The 21,860-nt window shown below is 53.7% G+C and carries 23 protein-coding genes and 1 pseudogene; 9 read left to right on the top strand and 15 right to left on the bottom strand.

Translation table 11 applies throughout. The features are described 5' to 3' along the window. Positions 1 to 57: 57 nt before the first annotated feature. The 6 genes and pseudogenes from KW808_RS00895 to KW808_RS00870 form a co-directional block, all read right to left on the bottom strand. Positions 58 to 402, bottom strand: coding sequence for an MGMT family protein (locus KW808_RS00895; protein ID WP_003863721.1), 345 nt, complete (start codon positions 400 to 402; stop codon positions 58 to 60). A gap of 12 nt (positions 403 to 414) precedes the next feature. Beyond that, positions 415 to 1,269, bottom strand: a complete 855-nt coding sequence (locus tag KW808_RS00890; RefSeq protein WP_003863720.1) for a VOC family protein — start codon at positions 1,267 to 1,269, stop codon at positions 415 to 417. Then, on the bottom strand, positions 1,269 to 1,562 hold the full coding sequence (locus KW808_RS00885; RefSeq protein ID WP_003857164.1) for an RNA-binding S4 domain-containing protein: 294 nt from the start codon (positions 1,560 to 1,562) through the stop codon (positions 1,269 to 1,271). Before KW808_RS00885 ends, KW808_RS00890 begins: the two co-directional genes overlap by 1 nt. 34 nt (positions 1,563 to 1,596) lie before the next feature. Further along, a pseudogene (locus KW808_RS00880) lies at positions 1,597 to 2,276 on the bottom strand (LysE family translocator). Between the two features lie 12 nt (positions 2,277 to 2,288). After that, positions 2,289 to 2,816, bottom strand: coding sequence for a DNA-3-methyladenine glycosylase I (locus KW808_RS00875; protein WP_230622875.1), 528 nt, complete (start codon positions 2,814 to 2,816; stop codon positions 2,289 to 2,291). Positions 2,817 to 2,889: 73 nt separating this feature from the next. After that, a complete protein-coding gene (locus tag KW808_RS00870) occupies positions 2,890 to 3,582 on the bottom strand; it encodes an alpha-ketoglutarate-dependent dioxygenase AlkB family protein (RefSeq protein ID WP_034983442.1) in 693 nt (230 codons plus the stop codon). Between the two features lie 26 nt (positions 3,583 to 3,608). Here KW808_RS00870 and KW808_RS00865 point away from each other — a divergent pair, with 26 nt between their 5' ends. Beyond that, positions 3,609 to 4,286 (top strand): sugar O-acetyltransferase, encoded by a 678-nt coding sequence (locus KW808_RS00865; protein ID WP_003863717.1) that lies wholly within the window; start codon positions 3,609 to 3,611, stop codon positions 4,284 to 4,286. A 529-nt stretch (positions 4,287 to 4,815) separates the two neighbouring features. Continuing rightward, positions 4,816 to 7,206: an ATP-dependent helicase HrpB gene (gene hrpB / locus KW808_RS00860; RefSeq protein WP_034983891.1), complete on the top strand. Its 2,391-nt coding sequence runs from the start codon at positions 4,816 to 4,818 to the stop codon at positions 7,204 to 7,206. Positions 7,207 to 7,611: 405 nt separating this feature from the next. Here hrpB and KW808_RS00855 read toward each other — a convergent pair whose 3' ends face one another. Then, a complete protein-coding gene (locus KW808_RS00855; protein ID WP_003863715.1) occupies positions 7,612 to 7,989 on the bottom strand; it encodes a hypothetical protein in 378 nt (125 codons plus the stop codon). A 67-nt stretch (positions 7,990 to 8,056) separates the two neighbouring features. Continuing rightward, positions 8,057 to 8,839, bottom strand: coding sequence for a TSUP family transporter (locus tag KW808_RS00850; protein WP_003863714.1), 783 nt, complete (start codon positions 8,837 to 8,839; stop codon positions 8,057 to 8,059). 136 nt (positions 8,840 to 8,975) lie between these two features. Between KW808_RS00850 and KW808_RS00845 the strand changes: the two genes are divergently transcribed. Together KW808_RS00845 and KW808_RS00840 are read left to right on the top strand one after the other, a co-directional pair. Continuing rightward, positions 8,976 to 9,467, top strand: coding sequence for a hypothetical protein (locus tag KW808_RS00845; RefSeq protein WP_034983438.1), 492 nt, complete (start codon positions 8,976 to 8,978; stop codon positions 9,465 to 9,467). 32 nt (positions 9,468 to 9,499) lie between these two features. Then, positions 9,500 to 10,639, top strand: coding sequence for an AbrB family transcriptional regulator (locus tag KW808_RS00840; RefSeq protein WP_003857179.1), 1,140 nt, complete (start codon positions 9,500 to 9,502; stop codon positions 10,637 to 10,639). 7 nt (positions 10,640 to 10,646) lie between these two features. Here KW808_RS00840 and KW808_RS00835 read toward each other — a convergent pair whose 3' ends face one another. After that, positions 10,647 to 12,308, bottom strand: coding sequence for a DUF885 domain-containing protein (locus KW808_RS00835; RefSeq protein WP_003857181.1), 1,662 nt, complete (start codon positions 12,306 to 12,308; stop codon positions 10,647 to 10,649). Positions 12,309 to 12,449: 141 nt separating this feature from the next. On the opposite strand from KW808_RS00835, the gene panD reads away from it, so the two are divergent. Further along, the gene (panD, locus tag KW808_RS00830) at positions 12,450 to 12,860 is read left to right on the top strand and encodes an aspartate 1-decarboxylase (protein ID WP_003857183.1); all 411 of its coding nucleotides are present in this window, start codon (positions 12,450 to 12,452) and stop codon (positions 12,858 to 12,860) included. Here the strand turns inward: panD and KW808_RS00825 are convergent. Further along, complete coding sequence (locus KW808_RS00825; RefSeq protein ID WP_003863712.1) at positions 12,857 to 13,192, bottom strand: META domain-containing protein; 336 nt, start codon at positions 13,190 to 13,192, stop codon at positions 12,857 to 12,859. The genes panD and KW808_RS00825 overlap by 4 nt on opposite strands. Beyond that, a complete protein-coding gene (locus KW808_RS00820; RefSeq protein WP_003863711.1) occupies positions 13,189 to 13,908 on the bottom strand; it encodes a trimeric intracellular cation channel family protein in 720 nt (239 codons plus the stop codon). The genes KW808_RS00825 and KW808_RS00820 overlap by 4 nt, the downstream gene beginning before the upstream one ends. Before the next feature lie 125 nt (positions 13,909 to 14,033). Between KW808_RS00820 and KW808_RS00815 the strand changes: the two genes are divergently transcribed. Continuing rightward, on the top strand, positions 14,034 to 14,915 hold the full coding sequence (locus KW808_RS00815; protein WP_003863710.1) for an EamA family transporter: 882 nt from the start codon (positions 14,034 to 14,036) through the stop codon (positions 14,913 to 14,915). A gap of 42 nt (positions 14,916 to 14,957) precedes the next feature. On the opposite strand, the gene KW808_RS00810 is transcribed toward KW808_RS00815, so the two are convergent. Next, a complete protein-coding gene (locus tag KW808_RS00810) occupies positions 14,958 to 15,716 on the bottom strand; it encodes a sulfite exporter TauE/SafE family protein (RefSeq protein WP_003863709.1) in 759 nt (252 codons plus the stop codon). A gap of 82 nt (positions 15,717 to 15,798) precedes the next feature. Then, positions 15,799 to 16,866 carry an ankyrin repeat domain-containing protein gene (locus KW808_RS00805; RefSeq protein WP_003863708.1) on the bottom strand — a complete coding sequence of 356 codons (1,068 nt, stop codon included), beginning with the start codon at positions 16,864 to 16,866 and terminating at the stop codon, positions 15,799 to 15,801. Positions 16,867 to 17,068: 202 nt separating this feature from the next. On the opposite strand from KW808_RS00805, the gene KW808_RS00800 reads away from it, so the two are divergent. The 3 genes from KW808_RS00800 (at position 17,069) to cysR (ending at position 20,605) form a co-directional block, all read left to right on the top strand. Continuing rightward, positions 17,069 to 18,055 (top strand): hypothetical protein, encoded by a 987-nt coding sequence (locus KW808_RS00800; RefSeq protein WP_003863707.1) that lies wholly within the window; start codon positions 17,069 to 17,071, stop codon positions 18,053 to 18,055. A 39-nt stretch (positions 18,056 to 18,094) separates the two neighbouring features. Next, complete coding sequence (locus KW808_RS00795) at positions 18,095 to 19,369, top strand: MFS transporter (protein ID WP_003863706.1); 1,275 nt, start codon at positions 18,095 to 18,097, stop codon at positions 19,367 to 19,369. Positions 19,370 to 19,459: 90 nt separating this feature from the next. Continuing rightward, positions 19,460 to 20,605, top strand: coding sequence for a transcriptional regulator CysR (cysR, locus tag KW808_RS00790; RefSeq protein WP_006283847.1), 1,146 nt, complete (start codon positions 19,460 to 19,462; stop codon positions 20,603 to 20,605). Here cysR and KW808_RS00785 read toward each other — a convergent pair. Beyond that, positions 20,589 to 21,149, bottom strand: a complete 561-nt coding sequence (locus KW808_RS00785; protein WP_003863705.1) for a gamma carbonic anhydrase family protein — start codon at positions 21,147 to 21,149, stop codon at positions 20,589 to 20,591. The genes cysR and KW808_RS00785 overlap by 17 nt on opposite strands. Beyond that, positions 21,146 to 21,751, bottom strand: coding sequence for an HAD family hydrolase (locus KW808_RS00780; RefSeq protein WP_003857210.1), 606 nt, complete (start codon positions 21,749 to 21,751; stop codon positions 21,146 to 21,148). The genes KW808_RS00785 and KW808_RS00780 overlap by 4 nt, the downstream gene beginning before the upstream one ends. Between the last annotated feature and the right edge of the window lie 109 nt (positions 21,752 to 21,860).

Raw genomic sequence — 21,860 nt, 5'->3', positions numbered from 1 at the left:
TCAGAAGTTGTGCTGGAGCAATACTGTATGGAAACAATTAGGAACTACCAATGATGGCTAGTCAGCTATTTGTTGAAGCTTCCCTGCAATAGTTTCTAGTTCTTCTTCAGAAAGACGATGCTGCTGCATTCTCACTTTTGGTGCGCTGAGCTCTGAAAACGCAATATTTTCCTCTGCCCATTTAGACCGCGCGGTGCCCGCTACCTGGGAGCCACCATCAGAGCGAACCACCCTCCACCAAGATGTGAATTGCCCAGCGGTCGCCATGATCCGGCCGACCTGACGTGGGCCAGTTCCTACTATTTTGGCAATGTCCCCGTAGGTTGCTACTTTCCCCTGCGGAATGAGGTCTGCGCAGTCGAGCACCATGGAGGTGAGCTCATCAAATTCTAATTCCTCCATGGCGCTGTAGGATTATTGTCCTTCTTGATTGCGGAACTGCTCTTCGAAAGCGCTGAGATCGATGTCGAAGAGATCATCGCCTTCTGCTGCTTCCTCGACGTATTCCTCTACTTCACACAAGGTAATTGTGGCGCCAGTGGAATCAGAGATGAGAACCATGCGGCCAAATTCTGAGTCCCATGGCTTACGAATAACATCGCCACCAAATTCCTTGGCCTTCGCTGCAGCATCATCGGCGTTGAGCACGCCAAGGTAGGACTGCCAGAAGCTTGGAACCTGAGGTGGGAAGTGGCCTTTGGCATCAAAAATTCCAGCAAAGGCGGAACCGTCAGCCAATGCGGTGGTGTAGCGGAAACTATCGTCTTCAGCACTAGCCATTTCAGAGGTAGTCCATGTAAACAGCTCGCCATAGAAATCGATAGCTTCGGAATATTTGGAGACAGTGGTGAGTTCATGCCACACGGATGTGCCTGGTTCACCAGCAGCGACGAATGATTCCTCGCTGCCTGGCTCAATAACGCCGAACAGTGCGCCGGCCGTATCAACAGCTAGGATCATGCGTCCCAAGTGCACGTCAGTTGGCTCGGCCAGAATTCGTCCACCCAGTTCTGCGATCTTCTTTGCAGTGGCATCCAGATCGTAGGAGAGGAAGTAGGTAATCCAGGTATCCGGGATGCTTGATTCACCGCGCTGATCGATCAGCCCTGCCACGGGTAGTCCCTGCAGACGAGCCATGCGGTAGCCATCGTTGACTTCTTCAATTTCCCAGCCGAGAACGTTTTCGTAGAAGTGTGCAGATTTTGCAATGTCCGAGGTGGACAGGTCGATCCAATACGGCATTCCTGGCATTGCCTCAAAGGCTGGCATTACATGTTCCTCCACTTTTCGGGATCGAAGTCATCGTTTGCGGTGGCTTCGTCAAAATAATCGTCGTCGGCTGCGTCACCAGTAGACACCTGCGCGCATACCTCGCCGATGCACACCACATCGCCATCGCGAAGTGTCTTACCCCTTCGGGTATCCACTTCACCATTGACGGTGACATCACCGTTGGCGATGGCATCTTTGGCCGCTCCGCCTGATTCGACAAGGTTGGCCAATTTGATGAACTGACCTAACTTGATGGTCTCGTCCTTGATGTGCACTTCTTCAGGTTGCATGGTGCCTAAGTCTAGTGATGTCCTGGGGGCGGGGCTAACCCACTACCCTGCCACCGATTCCTACAACCCCCTCGAAGATCATGAACATTCCCAGCCCGATGAAAATCACCCCCGTTAGCAGGTCGATGATGGCTCCATTTCGGGTGATGCCAGCGGCTAGTTTGCGGACCAAGACGGCGAATCCCACAAACCACAGCAGGCCAGTGAGGGTGAGGAAGACTCCAATGAAAATACTCCACCCGATTCCCATGTCAGGTCTAACAAATTGGGCGAAAACGGAACCAAAAACAGCACAGCTTTGGGGTTGGACAAGTTGGTAGCAATGCCAGATCGAATAGCTGGCCACACTCCGACAGATGCAGCCGTGGCTGTCACCAACGTATTCTCTACAGCTTGAGAATCCGCTGCAGCTTGCTGTGTGGAGCGTTTCGTTCACCATGACCTCACTGCCCCGATGCCCATCCAGGTCAAATAACCGCCGCCGACGAGCTGCAACAGGTTCAAAATTGCTGGATGCGTGGAGATCAGTGCCGAGAGCCCGAGGAGGCTGGCTATGATCCAGATGGAGTTTCCCACCATGATGCCTACGGCAGTCAGTACGCCATCACGGCGGTTTTTGGCACCTAGCCTGATGATCTGGAAAAGGTCTGGCCCGGGGGATGCAATTGCTGCGATCCACACCAGAAAAAGCGCTAGAAACTGTGCTGTTGTCATCGGAGTTATATCTTAGGCAGCCTTCAGCTCTGTGGCCCCAATGGCCTGCTGGAGGATGCTCAAGGAGGTCAGTCCGATATGGGTAAAGCCCAAGGCTTTGAGCTGCTTCACCATGGCTGTGGCGTCAGTTGAGCGGTCGGCAATAATTGAGTCAAAGGTTCCCGTTTCATCGGTGAGCTCCAGCAGCGCTTTGGCGTTGGTGATGGCAGCGTTGATTTTTCTTCGGTTTCTAAAAATCTGTAGATCATCAAGTAGGCGTTCCACGTCGTCCTCATTGAAGGCGGCTACTTTTGCAACATCGAATTGGGCGAATGCTTGACGGAACCCTTCCCGTTTGGACAGCACAGCATGCCAGGTGACACCCACTTGGAAAACTACCAACGTCAAGATCTCAAAAAGAGCATTGAGATCCACCGGAGGTCTGCCCCACTCATTGTCGAAATACTCCCAACACAGCTCACTTCTAGATGCCCAGCGGGGCCGTGACTTTTCATCAGCGCAGATTACAAGTTCATTTGGATTAGCTTTGTTTGTTGTCATGGTGCGAACCATAATTTGAGCATGGGACATTGCGGGGCTAATTCACCCCCGAGACATACCTCTACCTGTAGTTTTATAGTGCAAGTTGGCGGATCGTGATGTTGATTCGCCCTTCTTTCAACCCGCATCCTGCAGGTGCAGTATTGGCCTCAATAGAGGGAATGCCATGAAATGCACGCCTGTGTGCACCACCAAAAACGATGAGATCGCCACTCATTAATGGGATATCTGTCCACGGTTTATTGCGATTTAGAGTGCCGCCCAGTCGGAAGATTCCGGTATCACCGATCGATAGGGAGACCACAGGGGCTTCCGATTCTTCATTAGCGTCTTGGTGCATGCCCATTGAAGCATCTGGCGAGTAGTAATTCACCAATGCCGCTTCTGCTCGATATGCCTCCGACCAAGACTGAAGTGAATTGCTTAAAGATCCTGCAGACAGCAATGCTCGGTGTGCCAAGTTCACGAAGGAATCTGGCAACGGTGGCACTGGAAAGCCATCTACAGCATCCACATAGCGATAAGTATTGGTCGCCCAGTGCTTCCCTAAATTCAGCATGTGGACACTCATTTGCCCGCTTTTTGTCTTGGGACGAACCATCGCCAACGGTGTCCCTGCAACTGAACGCACAATCTCCCTGGACTGTGTGACCAGCGCATTTTGCTCAGCCAAGCTGAGGAAGTTGGGCAGGTGCACCACACCAGCTGTAACCCTGCGCGGTGGCCTGGGAAGTTGATGGAGGGGATCGTCGAAAAGCGTAGGCACTAAAGTTCTCCTGCACAATGGAGTATATGGACAAGGACTTTGAATCTATCGAGAAAATGACAAGCGGCAATTGGTACGTGGCGACCGGCGCAGAACGTGAAGAAGTGGCACAAAAAACAGCGTTACTTTTCCACGAATACAACCAAATTGGACCTACAGACCCCGCACGAACTGCCGAAATATTAAAAACTGTACTAAATCCTGCCAGCGGAACCTGCACGATCAAAGCGCCGGCCATCATTGAATACGGCTTCAACACCACGATCGGCGAGCATGTGTTCATCAACTTTGGCCTCACCATTTTAGATATCGCACCGATAAGCATCGGTACGCGCAGTATGCTCGGGCCAAACTGTCAGCTCTTCGCCGCGGGTCACCCGGTCGATGACTGGGAGATGCGCTCCGGCGGGTGGGAAAACGGCGCGCCTATTTCCATTGGTGAGGATACGTGGCTGGGCGGAAATGTCACGGTCGTTGGTGGCGTGAGCATTGGTGATAGGTGTGTAATTGGCGCGGGAGCAGTGGTGACTAAAGATATTCCGGATGATTCCATTGCTGTGGGCAACCCTGCGCGAGTAGTGCGGAAACGCGATGATAGCCGGCTCGAACGTTCGCAGCTACCTGAAGGCGTTTCCGTGGATGCGTTGGGGATTCTTCCTACAAAATCACCTAGGCTGTCAGAAAATATTGCCGAAAAATATTAAATACGCAGGTACTAAGAAGAATGCGAAGCCAAGATTAATGCCAGTCAGCAGTGGTTTCTTTGCGATGATTCCTGTAATTGCTCCAGAAATTCCCAAGATCAAAGGGCAAATTACTTGGTGCAAAATACACGGCCTGGAACAACCATGGAAAACTACTAAAGCTAAAATAGCGACAACGATACAACCGAGAGAAATCAGTGCTGTGGGAGGCCACCTGGTCTTTTGTTTTGATAAAAGTTTGGTGAAGTCTTGTTTCTCAGCACAGCCCACAATGACTTCCCTACTTTCCATTCCATAATGAATCTTGTCGATACGGTTGGATATAAAAGCACAACCCCTGGCGCAACTCTTGAAAGGACAGTGCCCTTAGGTTAGAAAATGACATCTCTTTGTGGGGATATCCGCTTCGCCACGAAGGAAAAATTACTTTCCACAACCCGCTAGAAAACACATCATTGCCTTAGGTTTCTCTGTAGAAGTTAGGAAAAAGATGTGTTCACCCAGCAAATTCTTAATGTACAGGCAATTGATGAGTTCAAGAATTGGCAATTTTCTTATAAATCGCATTTCCACGGGCCTGCCCGTAGAAAATATTATCCCTCACCTGCAAGAAGCTTTTTCGGCCGGACCTAAAAACCTTGTCATTCAGGCCCCTCCCGGCACAGGAAAAACGACACTTCTCCCCCCATTAGTAGCTAACATCTTATGTAATGAAGGAGCGGGAAATGCCACCCCAACCAAGGTTTTAGTAACGGCACCTCGTCGTGTGGCCGTCCGAGCAGCAGCTCGCAGACTCGCCCAACTAGATGGTAGCCAGCTCGGAACAAAAGTGGGATTCAGCGTGCGTAGTGAACATATTTCAGGCTCCCACGTGCAATTTATGACCCCCGGTGTGTTAATCCGCCAGCTCTTAAACAACCCAGAATTACCCGGCATCGGCGCTGTGATTATCGATGAAGTCCACGAACGTCAACTCGATTCCGATCTACTGCTAGGAATGCTTGCTGAACTCAGTCAACTGCGCGACGATTTCTCCCTCATCGCCATGTCCGCAACCTTAGATTCAGATAAATTCGCAAACTTATTAGACGCTCAGGTCCTTAGTGTTGAAGCACCGATTTTCCCCTTAGACATTTCTTATGCTCCAGCCCGCGCGCCTCGCCTCAATGCAAAGGGCGTGGATTGGAATTTCCTCGACCACATGGCGCAGAAAACTCACGATGCGGTGACACATTCAGAGCACTCTGCACTCATTTTCGTCCCAGGTGTGCGTGAAATTGATCGAGTAATGAGCACGCTCGAATCGCTCGGCCATAATAATGTTTTCCCACTTCATGGCCAACTCAGCCCGGCCGAACAAGACCGCGCCCTCGCACCGTCACAACAGCAGCGCATCATTGCCTCCACTCCCGTTGCGGAAAGCTCCCTAACTGTGCCTGGAGTTCGCATCGTGGTGGATTCCGGCCTCTCACGAAGCCCCAAACGAGACTCTGCCCGCGGCATGACAGGACTGATCACCAGCAGTTGCGCGCAGGCTTCAGCAGGCCAACGCGCAGGTCGCGCTGGCCGTGAAGGACCAGGACAAGTAATCAGATGCTATTCCGAAGAAGACTTCTCCCACTTCCCACGATTTGTGACACCAGAAATCAGCTCCGCTCACCTCACCCAAGCAGCCCTCTGGCTCGCCCAATGGGGAACGTCACCTGCGGATTTACCGCTTCTTGATCAACCCCCTCACGCAGCCTGGACGGCTGCACAACAGATCCTGCGCCTCATCGGCGCGCTTGAAGGTGACGCTATCACGAGCCTGGGACATCGCTTATCGACGCTTCCCCTCTCCCCTCAACTCAGCGCTTCCCTCCTCCGCTTCGGTGAACAATCCGCAAAAATCTTGGCGGTGGTGTCCGAAAACCCGCAGGGGGACGTCGAAAAGCAACAACCCGACAAGCGTGAAGTGGAACGCCTTCGCCGTTTGGCACCTGCGTCGGTTGGAAAAGCGAGTGCGGGGCAAATCGTAGGCGCTGCATTCCCGCAGCTCATCGGCCGAAAAATAGACAATGGAGAATACCTTTTAGCCAGTGGAACCCGCGCACGCCTCATGGATTCAGATCTCAAAGATGCCGAATGGATCTCCGTTGCTGCAATTAACCGCTCACAAAATTCTGCCATCATCCGCGCCGCCGCCCGCATTTCAGAGCACGATGCCATAGACATCATCGGAGTCGTGGAAGAAACCCGCGCGATTTTTGTCAACGGAAAAGTCCAAGCCCGGAAGGTCAAAGCAGCAGGCGCGATCGAATTAAGTTCCACTCCGACAAAACCAACACCCGCCGAAGCCTCGGAAGCAATCGCCACAGCCCTTGCCAAAGGCGGAATCGACCTATTCCACTTCTCCGACAAAGCGGCATCCTTGCGTGACCGACTGAAATTCATCCACGAACACCGTGGCGAACCCTGGCCAGATATTGAAACCGCGGACCCGCACCTGTGGTTATCTCCAGAAATTGAGGCGCTCAGCCACGGAACACGACTAAACAATATCGATATGTATCCCGCACTCCAGCGACTTCTCCCCTGGCCTGAAGCAACCAACTTTGAAGAATTCGCTCCTTCCCATCTGGCCGCACCAAGTGGGAATCAGCACCGACTGGATTATTCTTCCGGCCGACCCGTTGTGCGAGTGAAATTACAAGAATGCTTCGGATTAGAAGAATCCCCGCAGCTCTGCGGAATCCCGGTGCAATTTCATCTCCTGTCACCTGCGGGAAGACCTCTTGCAGTTACCGATGACCTGCGTAGTTTCTGGTCTGGCCCGTACAGCCAAGTCCGTGCAGAAATGCGGGGCCGGTACCCCAAACACCCGTGGCCGGAGGATCCATGGACCGCTCCTGCCACTGCGCGCACCAAGAATCGCATGTAGTTTTGGCACGACTTGATGTGAGCCGATTTAAGGCCCTCTTTGTACGCAGTGACCTGTTGCCCCAATTTAGCGCTCAAAGGCCCTGAGAGGCGATTCTAGAAGGGGCCGATTTTGAGGCCATTGGGACTGTTGTGATTTCTGAACGGTTGCTGCGGGTTTACTGTTCAACTTCTCGTTACGGATCACCGAGAAAACTCAAAAGCGAACGAGTATTTGCATTTCAATGTCGGATTAGCAGGAATTTTCGATCAAAATCGGCCTTTTACCGCGGTCCGGGGACGGATTTTTGCGTTTCGACATGCCCCGGACCCCAATGACTCATTTCTGAGAGTCTCCCGCAAGGTTCCAGGGCAAGGATTCACCACACCGCCCAAGAATCTACGGGTCTGTGGTGGATCCTAACAACTACGCAGACTTCAGCTTCGTACCCAATTGAGCAACGGATTCAGCCGTGAGATAGGTGTCATCGTCGGGGTGGAGATGAGTGCAGGTTTCGGCTTCACAGAATTGGAATTTCTCTGGCAGATGGTGCGCGATGTCGGCGGCTGCTACTGCGAGAGCGGGTAGGTGGACTGATGGAGCGATGATGTGGAGCTCGTCGAGTCCTAAAAGACGGGTTGATTCTGCTGCGCCGAGGAGAAGTTCTGAGAAGTTATCGTTTGGGGCGTCTTCGGCGACCACGACTGTGACTGTTGTGGATATTGGTGCAAGAGTCAGTTCGGGGTAACTAAGCGGATCATCCGAGTTGCGCTCGGAGATGCTTTCTAGTTTTGCCTTTGTCATGCCTCCCATCCTAGGAATGTTCCCTGCCACAAACCAGGATGATTTCTTAGAGTTTGCCCCGACTTATCTACATTCCTTGGATTTGTTGCCAGGTGAGGTAGACGCTCATGACGACAACCAGGGTGAGTAGTGCGTATCTAATTAGCCTGGTACCGCCACCAAGCACCGTTCGGGCACCGAGTTGTGCGCCTGCGACATTGGCGACTGCCAGCACGAGTCCTAGGGTCCACCACATGTGGCCGCCGATGATGAATACAATTAGCGCACCCAGGTTTGTTGCGGTGTTTACGACCTTCGCCATGGCTGCGGAGGACAGGAAATTTTGGGAGAGCAGTGCGGTGAACGCCATGATGAGGAACATGCCGGTTCCGGGTCCGAAGATGCCGTCGTAGGCTGCGATGAGTCCGACTGCAACGATGGCGGCCCAGCGTTTCCATCCGGTGGGCAGGGCTTTGCTTTCGCCGGTTCCGAAGTTTGGTTTGAACACCACGATCAGGCCAACGACCAGCATCAACACGATGATCAGCGGTCGCATGATTTGTTTGTCAATGAGACTCGCAGCCAGGGCGCCTGCACCGGAGCACACAGCTGCCACCAGAACGTAGAGCGCAAGCAGTTTTTTGTCGGGTTTGACGCGCCTGACCAGGGTGAATGCCGCCGATGCCGTGCCGGTGACGGCTGCCAGTTTGTTGGAGGCCAGCGCTGTCACAGGTGCGAGTTGCGGCATGACCGCGAGGATCAGCGGGATGAGGACGAGTCCGCCACCGCCGATTACTGCGTCGATCCATCCGGCTACGGCGGCGCCTGCGATGAGGATGCCCCACCCGCTAGCTGCTAATTCCAACCCCATGTGGTGCGCTCCTATCACATCCCGGTATCAGTCTTGCATCATTTGTGTTGTTTAAAAGTATATGGCTGTTGAAGTGCCATTTTCGCGGATTAGCATGGGAATCACCAGTATTTCTGGACGGTTAAGGATGATTCATATGCGTAATCAAACAATCGCTGCGGTCGCAGCTTTGGTCCTGCTCACCGCCGCCACGCCCGCGATCGCCGCCACCCCGGCGACAGCCGGAAACGGACTTTATTCCATTGACATGGGCGACGAGCAAAAGCTTACCTGCGTGCTTTTCGATGAGCCCTCCACCGAAGCACACGTCGTCGCCAGCTGTGCTGCGACTTTCCCGGTGACCTGGAAGCTTCTCGACGGCGCTCACGAACAAGCCGCGAAACTTGAAATCACCCAAGCCCAAGATGGCAAGCTTTCGGTGACAGCGAGCAAGGAACCGTTGATCACCACGATGATTGTGCCGACCAGCATCACAAAGCCCACCGCAGTCAACAGGATTGTGGTTGTTCCTGGTGACAATGAAGTTCGCTTTTATGCTACCGATCCTGATGTTTTACCAGTGCTGATCACGCCTGACTCCTATGAAGTGTTGACCGATTCCGCTGCTAAAGTGAAAGCGACATTATGAAATAAACGTGGATCAAGGAGTCCGGTGCCCAATTGAGCGATAAAGAACCAGACCCCCACGAACAAATTCCAGAGAAGCCATCCCGCAAGGTTATTGCACTTCGTTGGTGCATCGTAGCGCCGCTGTCGCTAGCCGTGGGGTGGCTTTTTACTATGTGGGGTGTGCCAGCCGCATGGATCCTCGGGGCGATCCTTGTTGCCGGTGTATGTGCGCTGACCACAGGGCAAGATCTTCCAATGGCCAAGGGGGTGCATGTTTTTGGTCGCTCAATCGTGGCGATGCTGGCGGCGCTGCCTTTGATTAGTGCTTCTGGATCGGAACTTATTCGCTTCCTCATCCCGGGCCTTGTGATTTCCTTTTTCACCATCGCGGTGGGCATCGTCGGTGGTTTGTTGCTGGCAAGATCCAGGCCGGAAATTTTGCCGGAAACTGGTGTGCTGTCCATGCTGGCGGGTGGCGCGTCGGTGATGCCGATTCTAGCCCGAGAGTTGGGCGCTGATTTCCGCTATGTGGCGCTGACGCAGTACCTCAGGTTGTTGGTTGTGTCCATGACGTTGCCGCTGGTGACGCACTTTTTCGTACCTGGCGGGGCGGATTTGGGATCGCCGCCTGAGAAATGGTTGGACGTGTTGAGTTTGGGAGAGTTCGGGACGTCGATAAGCGTTTTATCGCTGCTGGTGCTCTTCGGTATTGTGCTGGCCGGCGAACCTCTCGGCAGGTTGCTGCGCTTGCCTGCCCCTGCGGTGATGGGGCCGCTGATCCTGACCGTGCTGGTGAGTTTTGTGATTCCAGATGATCTCAGCCTGCAACCGCCAACCGTGTTTAAGATTATCGCGTTCATGGCGATCGGTTGGATGTGTGGCGGTGCCTTGAATATGACCGCGCTGAAGGTGTTTTCTAAGCAGCTTCCGGCCACGTTCTTGTTTATTTTCGCGCTGCTTGCGGTGTGCGCAGGTGCGGCGGGGCTGCTCACCTGGTGGTTGGATATCAGCTTCTTCGAGGCTTACCTAGCAACCAGCCCTGGAGCTCTGGAGACGGTGTTGGCGCTGTCCTCGGAAGGATCTGCAGGCCCGGTGGTGGTCACGATCCAGATCATTCGACTACTGGCAATCTTGACCATCGCCGGTTTGATCCCCACGCTACTGCGACGCATTTTGCGTAGGGATCGTTAAAGGCCTTCTAGTTCAGCACCTGATCGCGCAAAATGCCCATCGGGATGCTGCCATAGGACAATGCCTTGCTGTGGAATTGCGCCAAGGTTTGTCCCTGGCTAATGGCCTCATCGCGCAGGTTCAACCAGAGTCGCTGACCAATGGCATACGATGCGGCCTGACCTGGCCATCCAAGGTAACGGTTGAGCTCAAAGTACAGCGCATCTTCATTCATGGACGTATTTTCACGCAGGAAGCTGCGCGCATAAGACGCATCCCACAGGCCGGTGCACTCTGGGTTCCTCTTGTTCAGGTGAATTCCGATGTCAATGGCCACGCGGGCTGCACGGAGTCGCTGAGCATCAAGGTAGCCCATGAGGTTGCCTGGATCTTCGTGGTATCCCAATTCCTTCATGAGGGATTCTGCGTACAGCGCCCAACCTTCACCGTGGCCAGAGTTCCAGCAAGCGACTCGACGCCACAGGTTCAGATCCTTTTCCACCAAAGTTTGGGAGATCTGCAGGTGGTGGCCAGGAACACCCTCGTGGAACACGGTGGTGAGCTCTTGCCAGGTGTGGAAGACTTCCTGGGTTTTAGGCACAGACCACCACATGCGGCCAGGCCTGGAGAAATCATCGCTTGGTGGGGTGTAGAAAATGCCGCCAGTTCCAGCAGGATCGATGAGGCACTCAACCTGTCGAGCCTGCTCTGGAATGTTGAAGGAAACGCCATCTAGATCAGCGATTGCCTGATCAGCGGTCTTTTGCATCCACTCCTGCAGAGCATCAGTGCCTCGGATGAGGTAGCGCTCATCAGCATTGAGCTTCTTCATGGCCTCACGGATCGTGGTGCCAGGGCCGTACAGCTGCTGGGCTACCTGAAGCTGCTGAGCATCAATGTCACGCAGCTGTTCCAGGGACCATTGGTAAGCCTCATCCAGATCTACAAACTCGCCGACGTGCAGGTGGGAGAACATTTCATAGCGATCCCGGCCAACCGCATCCACATGAGGAGCATGCGGAGCCAGTTGCTCTGCTAACCAACCGGCAACTCGTGCAAAAGCTTCCTGGGCCTCTACAACTACTGGATCATTTTCATCCAAGCCAAGGTGCTGCAAAACGGAGTCCTCATCAGCGAGGTCCTCACATTGCGACACCACTTCTTCCACCTGGCGGACCGCTGCAACATGGCCTTGGCTGGCAGCCTCAGCGAGCGATTCACAGTATCCGTGGAGAGCGTCGGGGACGCGGGAGAGACGTTCGCGGAGATTTTCCACATCATCGTCCGTCTCGCGGGGCATGATGAGGAAGGTATCGCGGATGGTCTGGACTGGGGAATCAATGTTGTTGAGATTCGCTAAGGTTTCGCCCTGGTGGTGCAGGGCCAGATCCAGGCATACGCGATCACGGAGAACATCAGCGGTGACGCGGTCAACGTCATCGAAATCTTCTTCGTCATCGTTGTCATCAGTGCCGTCATCAAAAGCATCAACATCGGCAACCATGTCGCGGTTGCGTTCGGCGATGGCATTCCAATAGTCAGGAGAGAAATCCTGAAGCTCACCTTCGAAGCCTGAGATACCCCATGCAGTGGCATCAGTGGGAGACAAAGCTGCCAAATCATGGACAAAGACCTCGGAGGAGGCGTCTAACAGTGAAGGAGAACGTTTATCAGAACTCTGAAGAGTCATAAGTGGCTATCGTAGCGATTTTTTCGGCATAATCCCACCTGACGCGGGGGTTGTTGCCGGATCGAAATATTCCTTTCCTTGTCATCTCACGCTATGATTTCTAAAACTTGCAGGACAACCCCAATAAGGACACCACAGGACATGCTGCGCACCATCCTCGGAAGTAAGATTCACCGAGCCACCGTCACTCAAGCTGATCTAGATTATGTTGGCTCTGTAACCATCGACGCCGACCTGGTTCACGCCGCCGGATTGATCGAAGGCGAAAAAGTTGCCATCGTAGACATCACCAACGGCGCTCGTCTGGAAACTTATGTCATTGTGGGCGACGCCGGAACGGGCAATATTTGCATCAATGGTGCCGCTGCACACCTTATTAATCCTGGCGATCTTGTGATCATCATGAGCTACCTTCAGGCAACTGATGCGGAAGCCAAGGCGTATGAGCCAAAGATTGTGCACGTGGACGCCGACAACCGCATCGTTGCGCTCGGCAACGATCTTGCGGAAGCACTACCTGGATCCGGGCTTTTGACGTCGAGAAGCATTTAGCGTTTTAGCTCGCCAATATTGCTGCCGGCCTCGTTGAAAATGGTCATGGTGGCATCGGTGACGGTGGCGGTGTGCATCTGGGACAGCCAATCGTTGACGCCTTCGCAGTACATTTCTGTCATACCGATGGCGCCGAAAGTGATGGTAGAGCCGTCTTTTTCCCAGCCGCCAAAAAGTCTGTTGCAGCCGTCGGTTCCGGACAGCGTGCCGTCATCGGCTATTTCAAGGTAGGCATCTGCGGGTTCAGTGGCACGCCAGATTCCAGGAGCCGACGAGCTACACCCAGCAAGTGCCAACCCTGCCACCGCAATTAGTACTGCATAAGTTTTCATTTCTGGTCCTTATCTTTGCGCTCCGCTTTGGACAGCATTGCCCGCAATTGGCTGACCGTCAGATTCACCGGCGCGAAATCCGTGTTCACCGGAATGACCCAACCGCACCAATACGCAGTAACCGCCAACGCGATACCCAAGAACGGTGAAATAATCATACCCAGAATTACCTGGTCAAAGCTATGAAAAATAACCATTGACGTGGCAGAAAGCGTCGCAGGCACAGCGTAAAGAGTCCCGCCACCAAAAATCGTCGGCGTCTGGCCAGTGACCACATCACGCACCATGCCACCACCCACCGCGGTGAGCACGCCCATGAAAATACTCGGCAGCGGAGCCACCCCCGCATTCATCGCCTTCACGGAACCCGTCACCGCCCAGACTCCCAACACAATGGCATCGCCGTGAACTTTAAACAGCTCCCACACCCTGCCTTTAAAGTTCACCGCCATGGCAATCAGCGCGCCAGAAAACGCGAGCGCAAGGTAGATCTGATTATCGATCGCCGCCACAGTCCCCTGCTGAATCAGCATGTCACGGATCATTCCGCCACCCAGCGCAGAAAATAACGCCAGGAACAGAAAGCCAATGATGTCATAGCCTCGTTGCCTGGCGATCGTTCCACCGATTATTCCGTTCAGCAGCACGCCGATGAGATCGAGGGCGTCATAAAGCCCCGAAACGGTGGAATCAACCTGAGCCAGTGTAAGATCCATGCTTTAAACATGATCCTGTTGCGCTGGCCAGGTTGGGTTAGCGCGCGATCTCCCTGATCTCTGACTCATACATCCAATAAGATCCAGACATATGCAAAGCTAATGAAGGAAACAAGGAGCTGATAGTGGCAACAAATCGTACATCTTCCGCTGGAGTCATCACGTCTGTTCTCGCATCCGCTTTGTTCGGAGCGATCTTTTTCATCTCTGGGGCGATTGAGGCTAAGGCGGAAACACTTGTTGCTTGGCGTGTCCTTCTAACAGCGGCATGCTATTTGCTTGCCTTTCTGCACCCTGCTGGTCGGAGGGTGTTTAAGGAATTTTGGGACACACTAAGGTCCCAACCTCGTCAAATTCTGTACTTCATCTTCCTTGTTGTACTTATTGCGCTTCAGCTGTGGCTGTTTTCTTGGTCGCCTAAGAGTCATGCTTTAGATGCCTCACTTGGTTACCTGTTACTGCCCATTTTCCTAGTAATTGTGGGGCGGTTTTTCTTCGCTGATTACATCACCAGGCTGCAGTGGATTGCGGTGGGAATCGCGCTGATCGCAGTAACTTTGAAATTTGTCATTAGTGCGCAATTATCGTGGGTAACTTTTGCCATCGCTGCGGGTTATGCACTGTATTTTGCGCTTCGTAAATACTCAGGGCTGAACAACGCTTTTGCTTACGGCGCAGAAGTTTTAGTGTTGAGTCCCCTGGCGTTTTTCATGCTCGCCACTGTCGAGGATCCGCTGTCTAACGCCATGTTGTCAATGGTTATTCTGGCCGGCCTCGCTGGCGCTTTAGCTATGGCTTTGTATCTGGCTGCCTCAACGCTGCTCAGTATGCCAATGTTTGGCCTACTAAGTTACGGTGAACCAATCTTACTGTTCGTTGCAGCACTATTACTTGGTGAAACGTTGAATCTCAGCGACGCCATTGTCTACTCACTACTGGTGTGCGCCCTGGCGTTACTGGGATTTGATGGGATACGAAGGTCTCGCAAAAACCTCGAGTCCGATTAACTTCCGATTCGCTTCCGATCGACTTCCCACCAATTAAGACCGCTAAACCAATTCCATGATGCCTCGGAACAACACCACTGCGGCACCAGCTGCTGCCAGGAACGTAGCAATGCGCTTGGCCATTGGGGTGGACACCTTAGCGTTGACGATTTCACCCAACCAAGCACCGACAAAGATCATCGCTACGGCACCGATCCAGAGCCATGCGGGCGCGCCACCGAAATCGAGTCCACCGATCAAGATAACCTTGAGCAGGAACGATACGGTGTTGGCCACGAGTAGAACTGGGTGCAAGGTGGCCACAAAGTCGCGGTAATCCCAGCGGCTCAGGCGCGCATAAACAGTCAGGGATGGCCCTGCGATGCCTGCAACAGTGGACATGAATCCACCAATCATGCCGAAGATGACCATAGGCAGTTTAGCTTCTTGCTTGAGTGCGAATTTCTCTGTTGGGAACAGGGAAACACCCAACGCGAGCAGCACCATCGCACCAACGAAAATCAACAGCCATGGTCCGTTAAGGAAATACACCACTGCAACAGCAGGAACAGAACCAAGCACCAAAGCGCCGGCAAGAATTCGGAATTTGGCCCAGTCAGTGCGTTTGCGCACCGACCACGCATTATTCACCGCGTTGATGATGGACAGACCATTCACCATGGTCACGCCTGCTAGCGGCCCTAACAAAGAAGTCAGGACTGGGCCGGTAACTAGACCGACACCCAATCCTGTCATGCGTTGGAGAAGAGCACCGATGAGGACTGACGCGAGAAGCACAATGGCGATGGTTAACACGATCAATCAGAATAGGCGCTCTACGCCCACCCCACCTAGTCGAGAGGTAAGCTTTTACCCCTCAATGGACCAAACTCAAACTCAACGTTCAGCGCTTGTAGTCAACCTCTCCCAGTGGCAGCGGTTGTGGGTTTTGTGCGACCCATTTGGTGGCCAACCGTGGAAGGGTGTCGATCTCCTCCTCGGTGGGTTCACCTTTGCGCACTGATTTAACGGCCGCAGCCAGTTCTTCTAATTCTGGCTCACCCAAAGGAACGCCCTGCTCACAAATGTGGTTGAGAGATTTGGCCATGCGTCTGAAGTCTTTGTCCCAGTTGACGCCACCGTTGCCGTGAAATTCGTTGGATACTCGTCCGGCAATTCGGATGGCTTCGCCTTGGAGGGATTTCGCTTTGCCCATTGCGGGAACGAGGAGATCGTAGCCTTCGATGAATTGTTCTTGCCAGGTATCCCCAAGCAGTTCTATTGGGCTTACTCCGTCGTGCAAAATTGGTGTGTTGGCGCGGAGTTCTTCGGGGATGTCGAAACGATCGTAGAGCCAGATCATGTCCGCAGATGCTTGGTCGACGGATTCTTCGTTGTAGACTTCCCGGACATCTTCGAACCTTTCACCCATTGCGATGATGCGTTCTTGGGTTTCTCGGAATTCTGCGTCGGTGAATTCTGTGCCGGAAAGTAGCTTGGTTATTTCTGCTAGTTCGATGATTTGTCCGGTGTTGGCGCTTCGAATGACACGCATCAGCGGCGTGGTGCCGTCGTTGGCGCGCGCGTAGGGGTCGGCGCCGGCGTCGATAAGCTTTTTGAGGTTTTCTGGGAAGAAGGCAGCGGAGTAGGCAACCGATTCGCCTTCATTGTTGACTGCGCAGACATCGGCGCCGCGTTTGAGCAGAAAATCGGGGCTTAAGTTCCAGTCATGGGAGTGCACGTGCAGCGGGGTGTCGCCGTCTTCGTTGCGGATATCCACATCAAGGCCCTGGTCAAGCATCCAAATCTTGAATTCTTCAGGTACTCCACGCATGTGGAGGGCAGTGTTGCCATGACGGTTTTTGGCGTCCAAAGTACGCTCGGTGAAAACTTCCTTGAATGCATCAAAATCACCCGATTCAGCGATTTTGTCGAAATTTCGAGGAAGCTTTTCCTTAAGCGGTCGAGCCATGACACTCCTGTTACGAAGAGACGAAGAACTTAGAAAAATAATGTTCTATCGATTCTACGTCGATCCACCCCGCTCAAGCACCCGGTACAGGTACAAATTAGTGCGTCGCGCATGAAACCCCTAGACCCACACGAATGGTTAGGCTAACCTTAACTGCACTTCGGTGGAATTAACGACACTTCTAAGAAAAAGGGGAATCACGATGAGCCAGGCATCCTACGCAGCAATCCACGACATGCTCGCTGCCGAACCCGATACGGAAAAGCGCAGTCGCCTCGAGCAATTCGTCTTCGCTGCCGTGTGTGCGTGGCCCCATTATTCGGTGCTGCATGCCACCCAAGCTGCGATTCAATTGGCCGCCCCGATGCGTATTTTTGAATTGCAGAGTTTCGCTGGCGTGAAACACGCGCTCACGCACGTCGATATGCGCTCCGCCTTGGAATGGGATGTTTTGGGCTTTCACGCCGCAGAGAACGCGCTGCCGATTTTGCTCAGCGACGCCAACGATACTTTCGCCCCACCAACATTGCACCTGCTCAGCCACGATGTTGTGCCTTATCAGCCCGGCCCAATCCCTTCGCGGGACAGCCAAATCGCGCAGTGGCGCAGGCGCCGCGGACCATTCCACGCGCAGCCCACGTATGTCGGTTTCCACCGCACCTTCAACGAGGACACCGCGCGCATGCTGGGCAACATCGCTCAGATCGGCGCGCTTGCGACCTGGGAGAATACGCTTGTCGACGCCGCCAGCTGGGCAGAACTCCGCCACCCACCGGTCATCACCGGGGATGCCCCTCCAGAGATCCTCACCGAGGACAACGCCTGGTATCACTTCCGCATCGGCAAGCATCTTGGCCGTAATGCGTTCGCGGAAATCGTGTTGTGTTTAGGAAATGTGTTTTGCCAACACCTCCCGCAGGTCTGGCAAACCCATCTGCCCGCTCGCGACCTCGATTCCACCACCGTCCTCATGGAGGCCGAGGCTGCAGGGGCCATCGCGATTGCCCGCCTGGGCGGTCCTTCCCGGCGCGGCACTTCATTTTTCGGTGATGCATTGCTTGACGACGCCCACCCCCTCCCCGAGTCTTTCCGTTTCGACATCGTGCTTCATGCTGCATGCCAAATCCAGGATCTGCTTGGTGGGGACACACCTGCGGTGACTTCTACGGCTTGGTCCAGCGGGCATTAATCTCTTGTTCTTCGCCTGTGGAGGTCTAGGCTCTAACGGGTGAGTTTGAGAGATATTTTTGCCGATACGAGGCCTTTTAAAACCCCTGCTTTTAAGCACCTGTGGCTGGGTAATGTTGCCACCGTCATTGGTGCCCAATTAACTGTTGTTGCCGTTCCGGTGCAGATTTACCAAATGACTGGGTCCTCCGGCTATGTGGGCTTGACCGGGCTTTTTGGCCTTATTCCTTTGGTTATTTTTGGCCTTTATGGTGGATCCATTGCGGATGCTTTTGATAAACGCATCGTGCTGATCTGCACCACGATCGGCATGTGTGTCACCACTGCCGGTTTTTGGGTGCTGACCATTTTAGGCAATGAGAATATTTGGCTCCTGTTAATAAACTTTTCTTTACAGCAGGCATTTTTCGCGGTGAATCAACCCACCCGAACGGCGATCCTTCGAAGTATTTTGCCGATTGATCAATTAGCGTCGGCAACATCACTGAATATGCTGCTCATGCAGACCGGCGCAATCGTTGGCCCGCTGATCGCAGGTGCGTTGATTCCGCTGATCGGTTTCGGGTGGCTGTATTTCCTTGATGTTGTCTCCATCATCCCCACACTGTGGGCTGTATGGTCACTGCCTTCAATCAAGCCATCCGGCAAGGTCATGAAGGCCGGTTTCGCCAGTGTGGTGGATGGCCTGAAGTATTTGGCTGGCCAACCCGTGTTGTTGATGGTGATGGTGCTGGATCTTATCGCCATGATTTTCGGCATGCCACGTGCGCTTTACCCCGAGATCGCGGAAGTGAACTTCGGTGGTGGTGACGCCGGTGCAACGATGCTGGCGTTCATGTACTCATCCATGGCTGTTGGCGCAGTTCTTGGCGGCGTGCTGTCTGGTTGGGTTTCCCGGATTAGCCGCCAGGGTGTTGCTGTTTATTGGTGCATTATCGCTTGGGGTGCTGCTGTCGCTTTGGGTGGCGTAGCAATTGTTGTCAGCCCCGGCGCGGTGACTGCGTGGGCGTGGATGTTCATCATCATGATGGTCATTGGTGGCATGGCTGACATGTTTAGCTCGGCTGTTCGAAATGCCATTCTGCAGCAGTCTGCAGCGGAACATGTGCAGGGCCGAATCCAAGGTGTGTGGATCATCGTCGTGGTGGGTGGACCTCGTTTAGCTGACGTCCTTCACGGTTGGGCCGCTGAGCCCTTGGGGGCAGGTTGGACGGTATTATGGGGCGGAGTAGCGGTGATTGTACTCACTGCAATTTGTATGGTGGCGGTGCCTAAATTCTGGAAATACGAGAAACCAAAAATTACCGGCATCTAAATACTTATCCACGCCCATTTACAGACAATGCGGTCTAGATAACAAGACCCCTATTAGACAGCGTTGTCTATGATTGGCTATGGTTTACCTATGCCCAATCAGGCCCACTTCTCTGCGTCCTTTGCCCGCCCCTCTACCCCGGCTGCAAAGTGCATGCACCATATCCGCCTCGGCCAGCAACTCATTAGAAATGAGCTGGTCGAGGCCACAGGTCTGTCCCAACCGACTGTCACCCGCGCAGTCACCGCTTTAATGCAGGCAGGTTTGGTTCGTGAACGCCCTGATCTCACACTCTCATCGGGCCCTGGTCGTCCCAATATTCCTCTAGAACTCGCTCCAAGTCCATGGATTCATGCAGGCGTGGCAATCGGCACCAAGTCTTCCTACGTCGCTTTGTTTGATACCAAGGGTCGCACCCTTCGTGATGCCATGCTGGAAATCTCAGCAGCTGATTTAGATCCAGACACTTTCATCGAACACCTCATTGCTGGTGTCAACCGCCTCACCACTGGTCTTGATCTACCACTGGTAGGTATTGGTGTGGCCACCTCAGGAAAAGTCACCAACGCGGGCGTTGTCACCGCAAGCAACTTGGGCTGGGATGGCGTTGATATCGCCGGCCGCCTGAACTACCAATTCAGCGTTCCAGCAACCGTGGCATCAGCAATTCCTGCCATCGCAGCTTCTGAACTGCAGGCTTCCCCACTTCCCCACCCTGAGCAGCCAACTCCCATCACCTTGACCTTCTACGCCGATGACTCTGTAGGCGCGGCCTACAGCAATGATTTGGGAGTACATGTCATTGGACCACTGGCTACAACTCGTGGATCAGGTTTGGATACTTTGGGCATGGCTGCCGAAGATGCGCTGAGCACCCAAGGTTTCTTAAGCAGGGTTTCTGATCAGGGTATCTTTGCCAACAGCCTTGGTGAGCTAGTCACCATTGCTAAAGACAATGAAACCGCACGGGAATTCCTCAACGATCGCGCGACCCTGCTGGCTCACACTGCCGCAGAAGCTGCCGAAACAGTTAAGCCATCCACCCTGGTTCTCTCGGGATCGGCGTTTTCCGAAGATCCACAAGGTCGGTCGGTGTTCGCTTCCCAATTGAAGAAGGAATACGACGCAGACATTGAGCTCCGGTTGATCCCCACCCACCGGGAAAACGTCCGCGCAGCAGCTCGCGCAGTCGCACTTGATCGACTACTCAACGAGCCACTTACCCTCGTACCCTAACCTCATCTAAGCTCAGTGCTTCAGCGATGGAAGCCTGGGCTTTTGATGTTTCTACATAGCGGCCCGCGTGGGGGATAAATGACTGGGACTGGGCGTCGTCAAGCAATCTGCGCACTTTGGCCGGAACCCCGGCCGCTAAAGCTTTCGCCGGGATTTCTTGGCCCTCCAGCACCACCGCACCAGCGGCAATGAGTGCTCCGGCGCCGACGTGGCTGCCGGAAAGCAGCGCAGATTTCATGCCGACGAGCGTGCCATTGCCCACCGTCGCGCCGTGAACAAGCGCCATGTGGCCGACCGTGACATCGTCGCCGAGGGTGCACGGCGCATCGCCATCAACGTGGAGAACACAATTGTCCTGGACGTTGGTGCGGGCGCCGATGGTGATTTTGTTGACGTCACCGCGCAGGACAACGCCATAAAAAATGGACGCATCCGGGCCAATCTCGACATCCCCGATAATCGTGGCATTCGGGGCAATCCATGCGCTTTCATGGATCCGCGGAACTTTATCGCCGAAAGGCAAAATCAGTGGTTGAGGTGTCATTCCTGAATGCTTTCTTTTAAGGAATCTAAGCCAGTGAAGTGAATTGTGCTGAGACCTTCTTCGCGCGCTGCCTCAATGTTACGCAGGCGATCATCAATAAAGGTCACATCCTCAGCTTTTTCACCAAGGGCCTCAAGTGCCACATGGAAAGACTTCGGCTCCGGTTTCGCCGCCCCAATATCGCACGACAACGTCACCGCATCAAGCTGATCCAGCCACTCCGAATTGTGCTCCTTCAACAGCTTGGCCAACCCCTCCGGAATATTCGACAAAATTCCAATGCGGTGGCCTTTCGCCTTCAACGACAACACATAATCAACCATGTCCTGATCACGCTCATAAAGGCCCTTGTAGTCAGCCGCGATGACCTCCTGGATATCCAAAAACTCCAAACCCACCAATAGTTTGATCTGATTCCAATAATTCACCTCACTCACGCGGCCGGCATCCAGATCCAGACGAAGCGACTCATAAACCTCATGCAGCTTGTCGTTCTTGGACGGCTCCCCCACCGCACGCGCAACCCGCTCAAACTGCGCCGCACCATGCTCCTTGATGAGAACACCATAAAGATCAAACAGAAAAGTACGAGTCTTAGACATCGAAGGCTCCTTTCTAACCTGCGTCCAAGCCTAGGTGGAATTGAGATGACGCGTCGTGGAGATCGGGAATTTGCTGAAATTTATTGACCGAAGGCTTCTAGGATTGTCG

Source organism: [Brevibacterium] flavum (assembly GCF_019317305.1).
Taxonomy (GTDB): Bacteria; Actinomycetota; Actinomycetes; order Mycobacteriales; family Mycobacteriaceae; genus Corynebacterium; species Corynebacterium glutamicum.
Note: the sequence above shows the minus strand (reverse complement) of the source record. Positions and strands in the feature narration are given on the sequence as shown.

Excerpts from the sequence above, each read along its gene's own strand:
- KW808_RS00895 (WP_003863721.1), bottom strand. The coding sequence starts at position 402 with ATGGAGGAATTAGAATTTGATGAGCTCACCTCCATGGTGCTCGACTGC.
- KW808_RS00890 (WP_003863720.1), bottom strand. The coding sequence starts at position 1,269 with ATGCCAGCCTTTGAGGCAATGCCAGGAATGCCGTATTGGATCGACCTG.
- KW808_RS00885 (WP_003857164.1), bottom strand. The coding sequence starts at position 1,562 with ATGCAACCTGAAGAAGTGCACATCAAGGACGAGACCATCAAGTTAGGT.
- KW808_RS00875 (WP_230622875.1), bottom strand. The coding sequence starts at position 2,816 with ATGACAACAAACAAAGCTAATCCAAATGAACTTGTAATCTGCGCTGAT.
- KW808_RS00865 (WP_003863717.1), top strand. The coding sequence starts at position 3,609 with ATGGACAAGGACTTTGAATCTATCGAGAAAATGACAAGCGGCAATTGG.
- hrpB (WP_034983891.1), top strand. The coding sequence starts at position 4,816 with ATGAGTTCAAGAATTGGCAATTTTCTTATAAATCGCATTTCCACGGGC.
- KW808_RS00855 (WP_003863715.1), bottom strand. The coding sequence starts at position 7,989 with ATGACAAAGGCAAAACTAGAAAGCATCTCCGAGCGCAACTCGGATGAT.
- KW808_RS00850 (WP_003863714.1), bottom strand. The coding sequence starts at position 8,839 with ATGGGGTTGGAATTAGCAGCTAGCGGGTGGGGCATCCTCATCGCAGGC.
- KW808_RS00845 (WP_034983438.1), top strand. The coding sequence starts at position 8,976 with ATGCGTAATCAAACAATCGCTGCGGTCGCAGCTTTGGTCCTGCTCACC.
- KW808_RS00835 (WP_003857181.1), bottom strand. The coding sequence starts at position 12,308 with ATGACTCTTCAGAGTTCTGATAAACGTTCTCCTTCACTGTTAGACGCC.
- panD (WP_003857183.1), top strand. The coding sequence starts at position 12,450 with ATGCTGCGCACCATCCTCGGAAGTAAGATTCACCGAGCCACCGTCACT.
- KW808_RS00825 (WP_003863712.1), bottom strand. The coding sequence starts at position 13,192 with ATGAAAACTTATGCAGTACTAATTGCGGTGGCAGGGTTGGCACTTGCT.
- KW808_RS00820 (WP_003863711.1), bottom strand. The coding sequence starts at position 13,908 with ATGGATCTTACACTGGCTCAGGTTGATTCCACCGTTTCGGGGCTTTAT.
- KW808_RS00805 (WP_003863708.1), bottom strand. The coding sequence starts at position 16,866 with ATGGCTCGACCGCTTAAGGAAAAGCTTCCTCGAAATTTCGACAAAATC.
- KW808_RS00800 (WP_003863707.1), top strand. The coding sequence starts at position 17,069 with ATGAGCCAGGCATCCTACGCAGCAATCCACGACATGCTCGCTGCCGAA.
- cysR (WP_006283847.1), top strand. The coding sequence starts at position 19,460 with ATGCCCAATCAGGCCCACTTCTCTGCGTCCTTTGCCCGCCCCTCTACC.
- KW808_RS00785 (WP_003863705.1), bottom strand. The coding sequence starts at position 21,149 with ATGACACCTCAACCACTGATTTTGCCTTTCGGCGATAAAGTTCCGCGG.
- KW808_RS00780 (WP_003857210.1), bottom strand. The coding sequence starts at position 21,751 with ATGTCTAAGACTCGTACTTTTCTGTTTGATCTTTATGGTGTTCTCATC.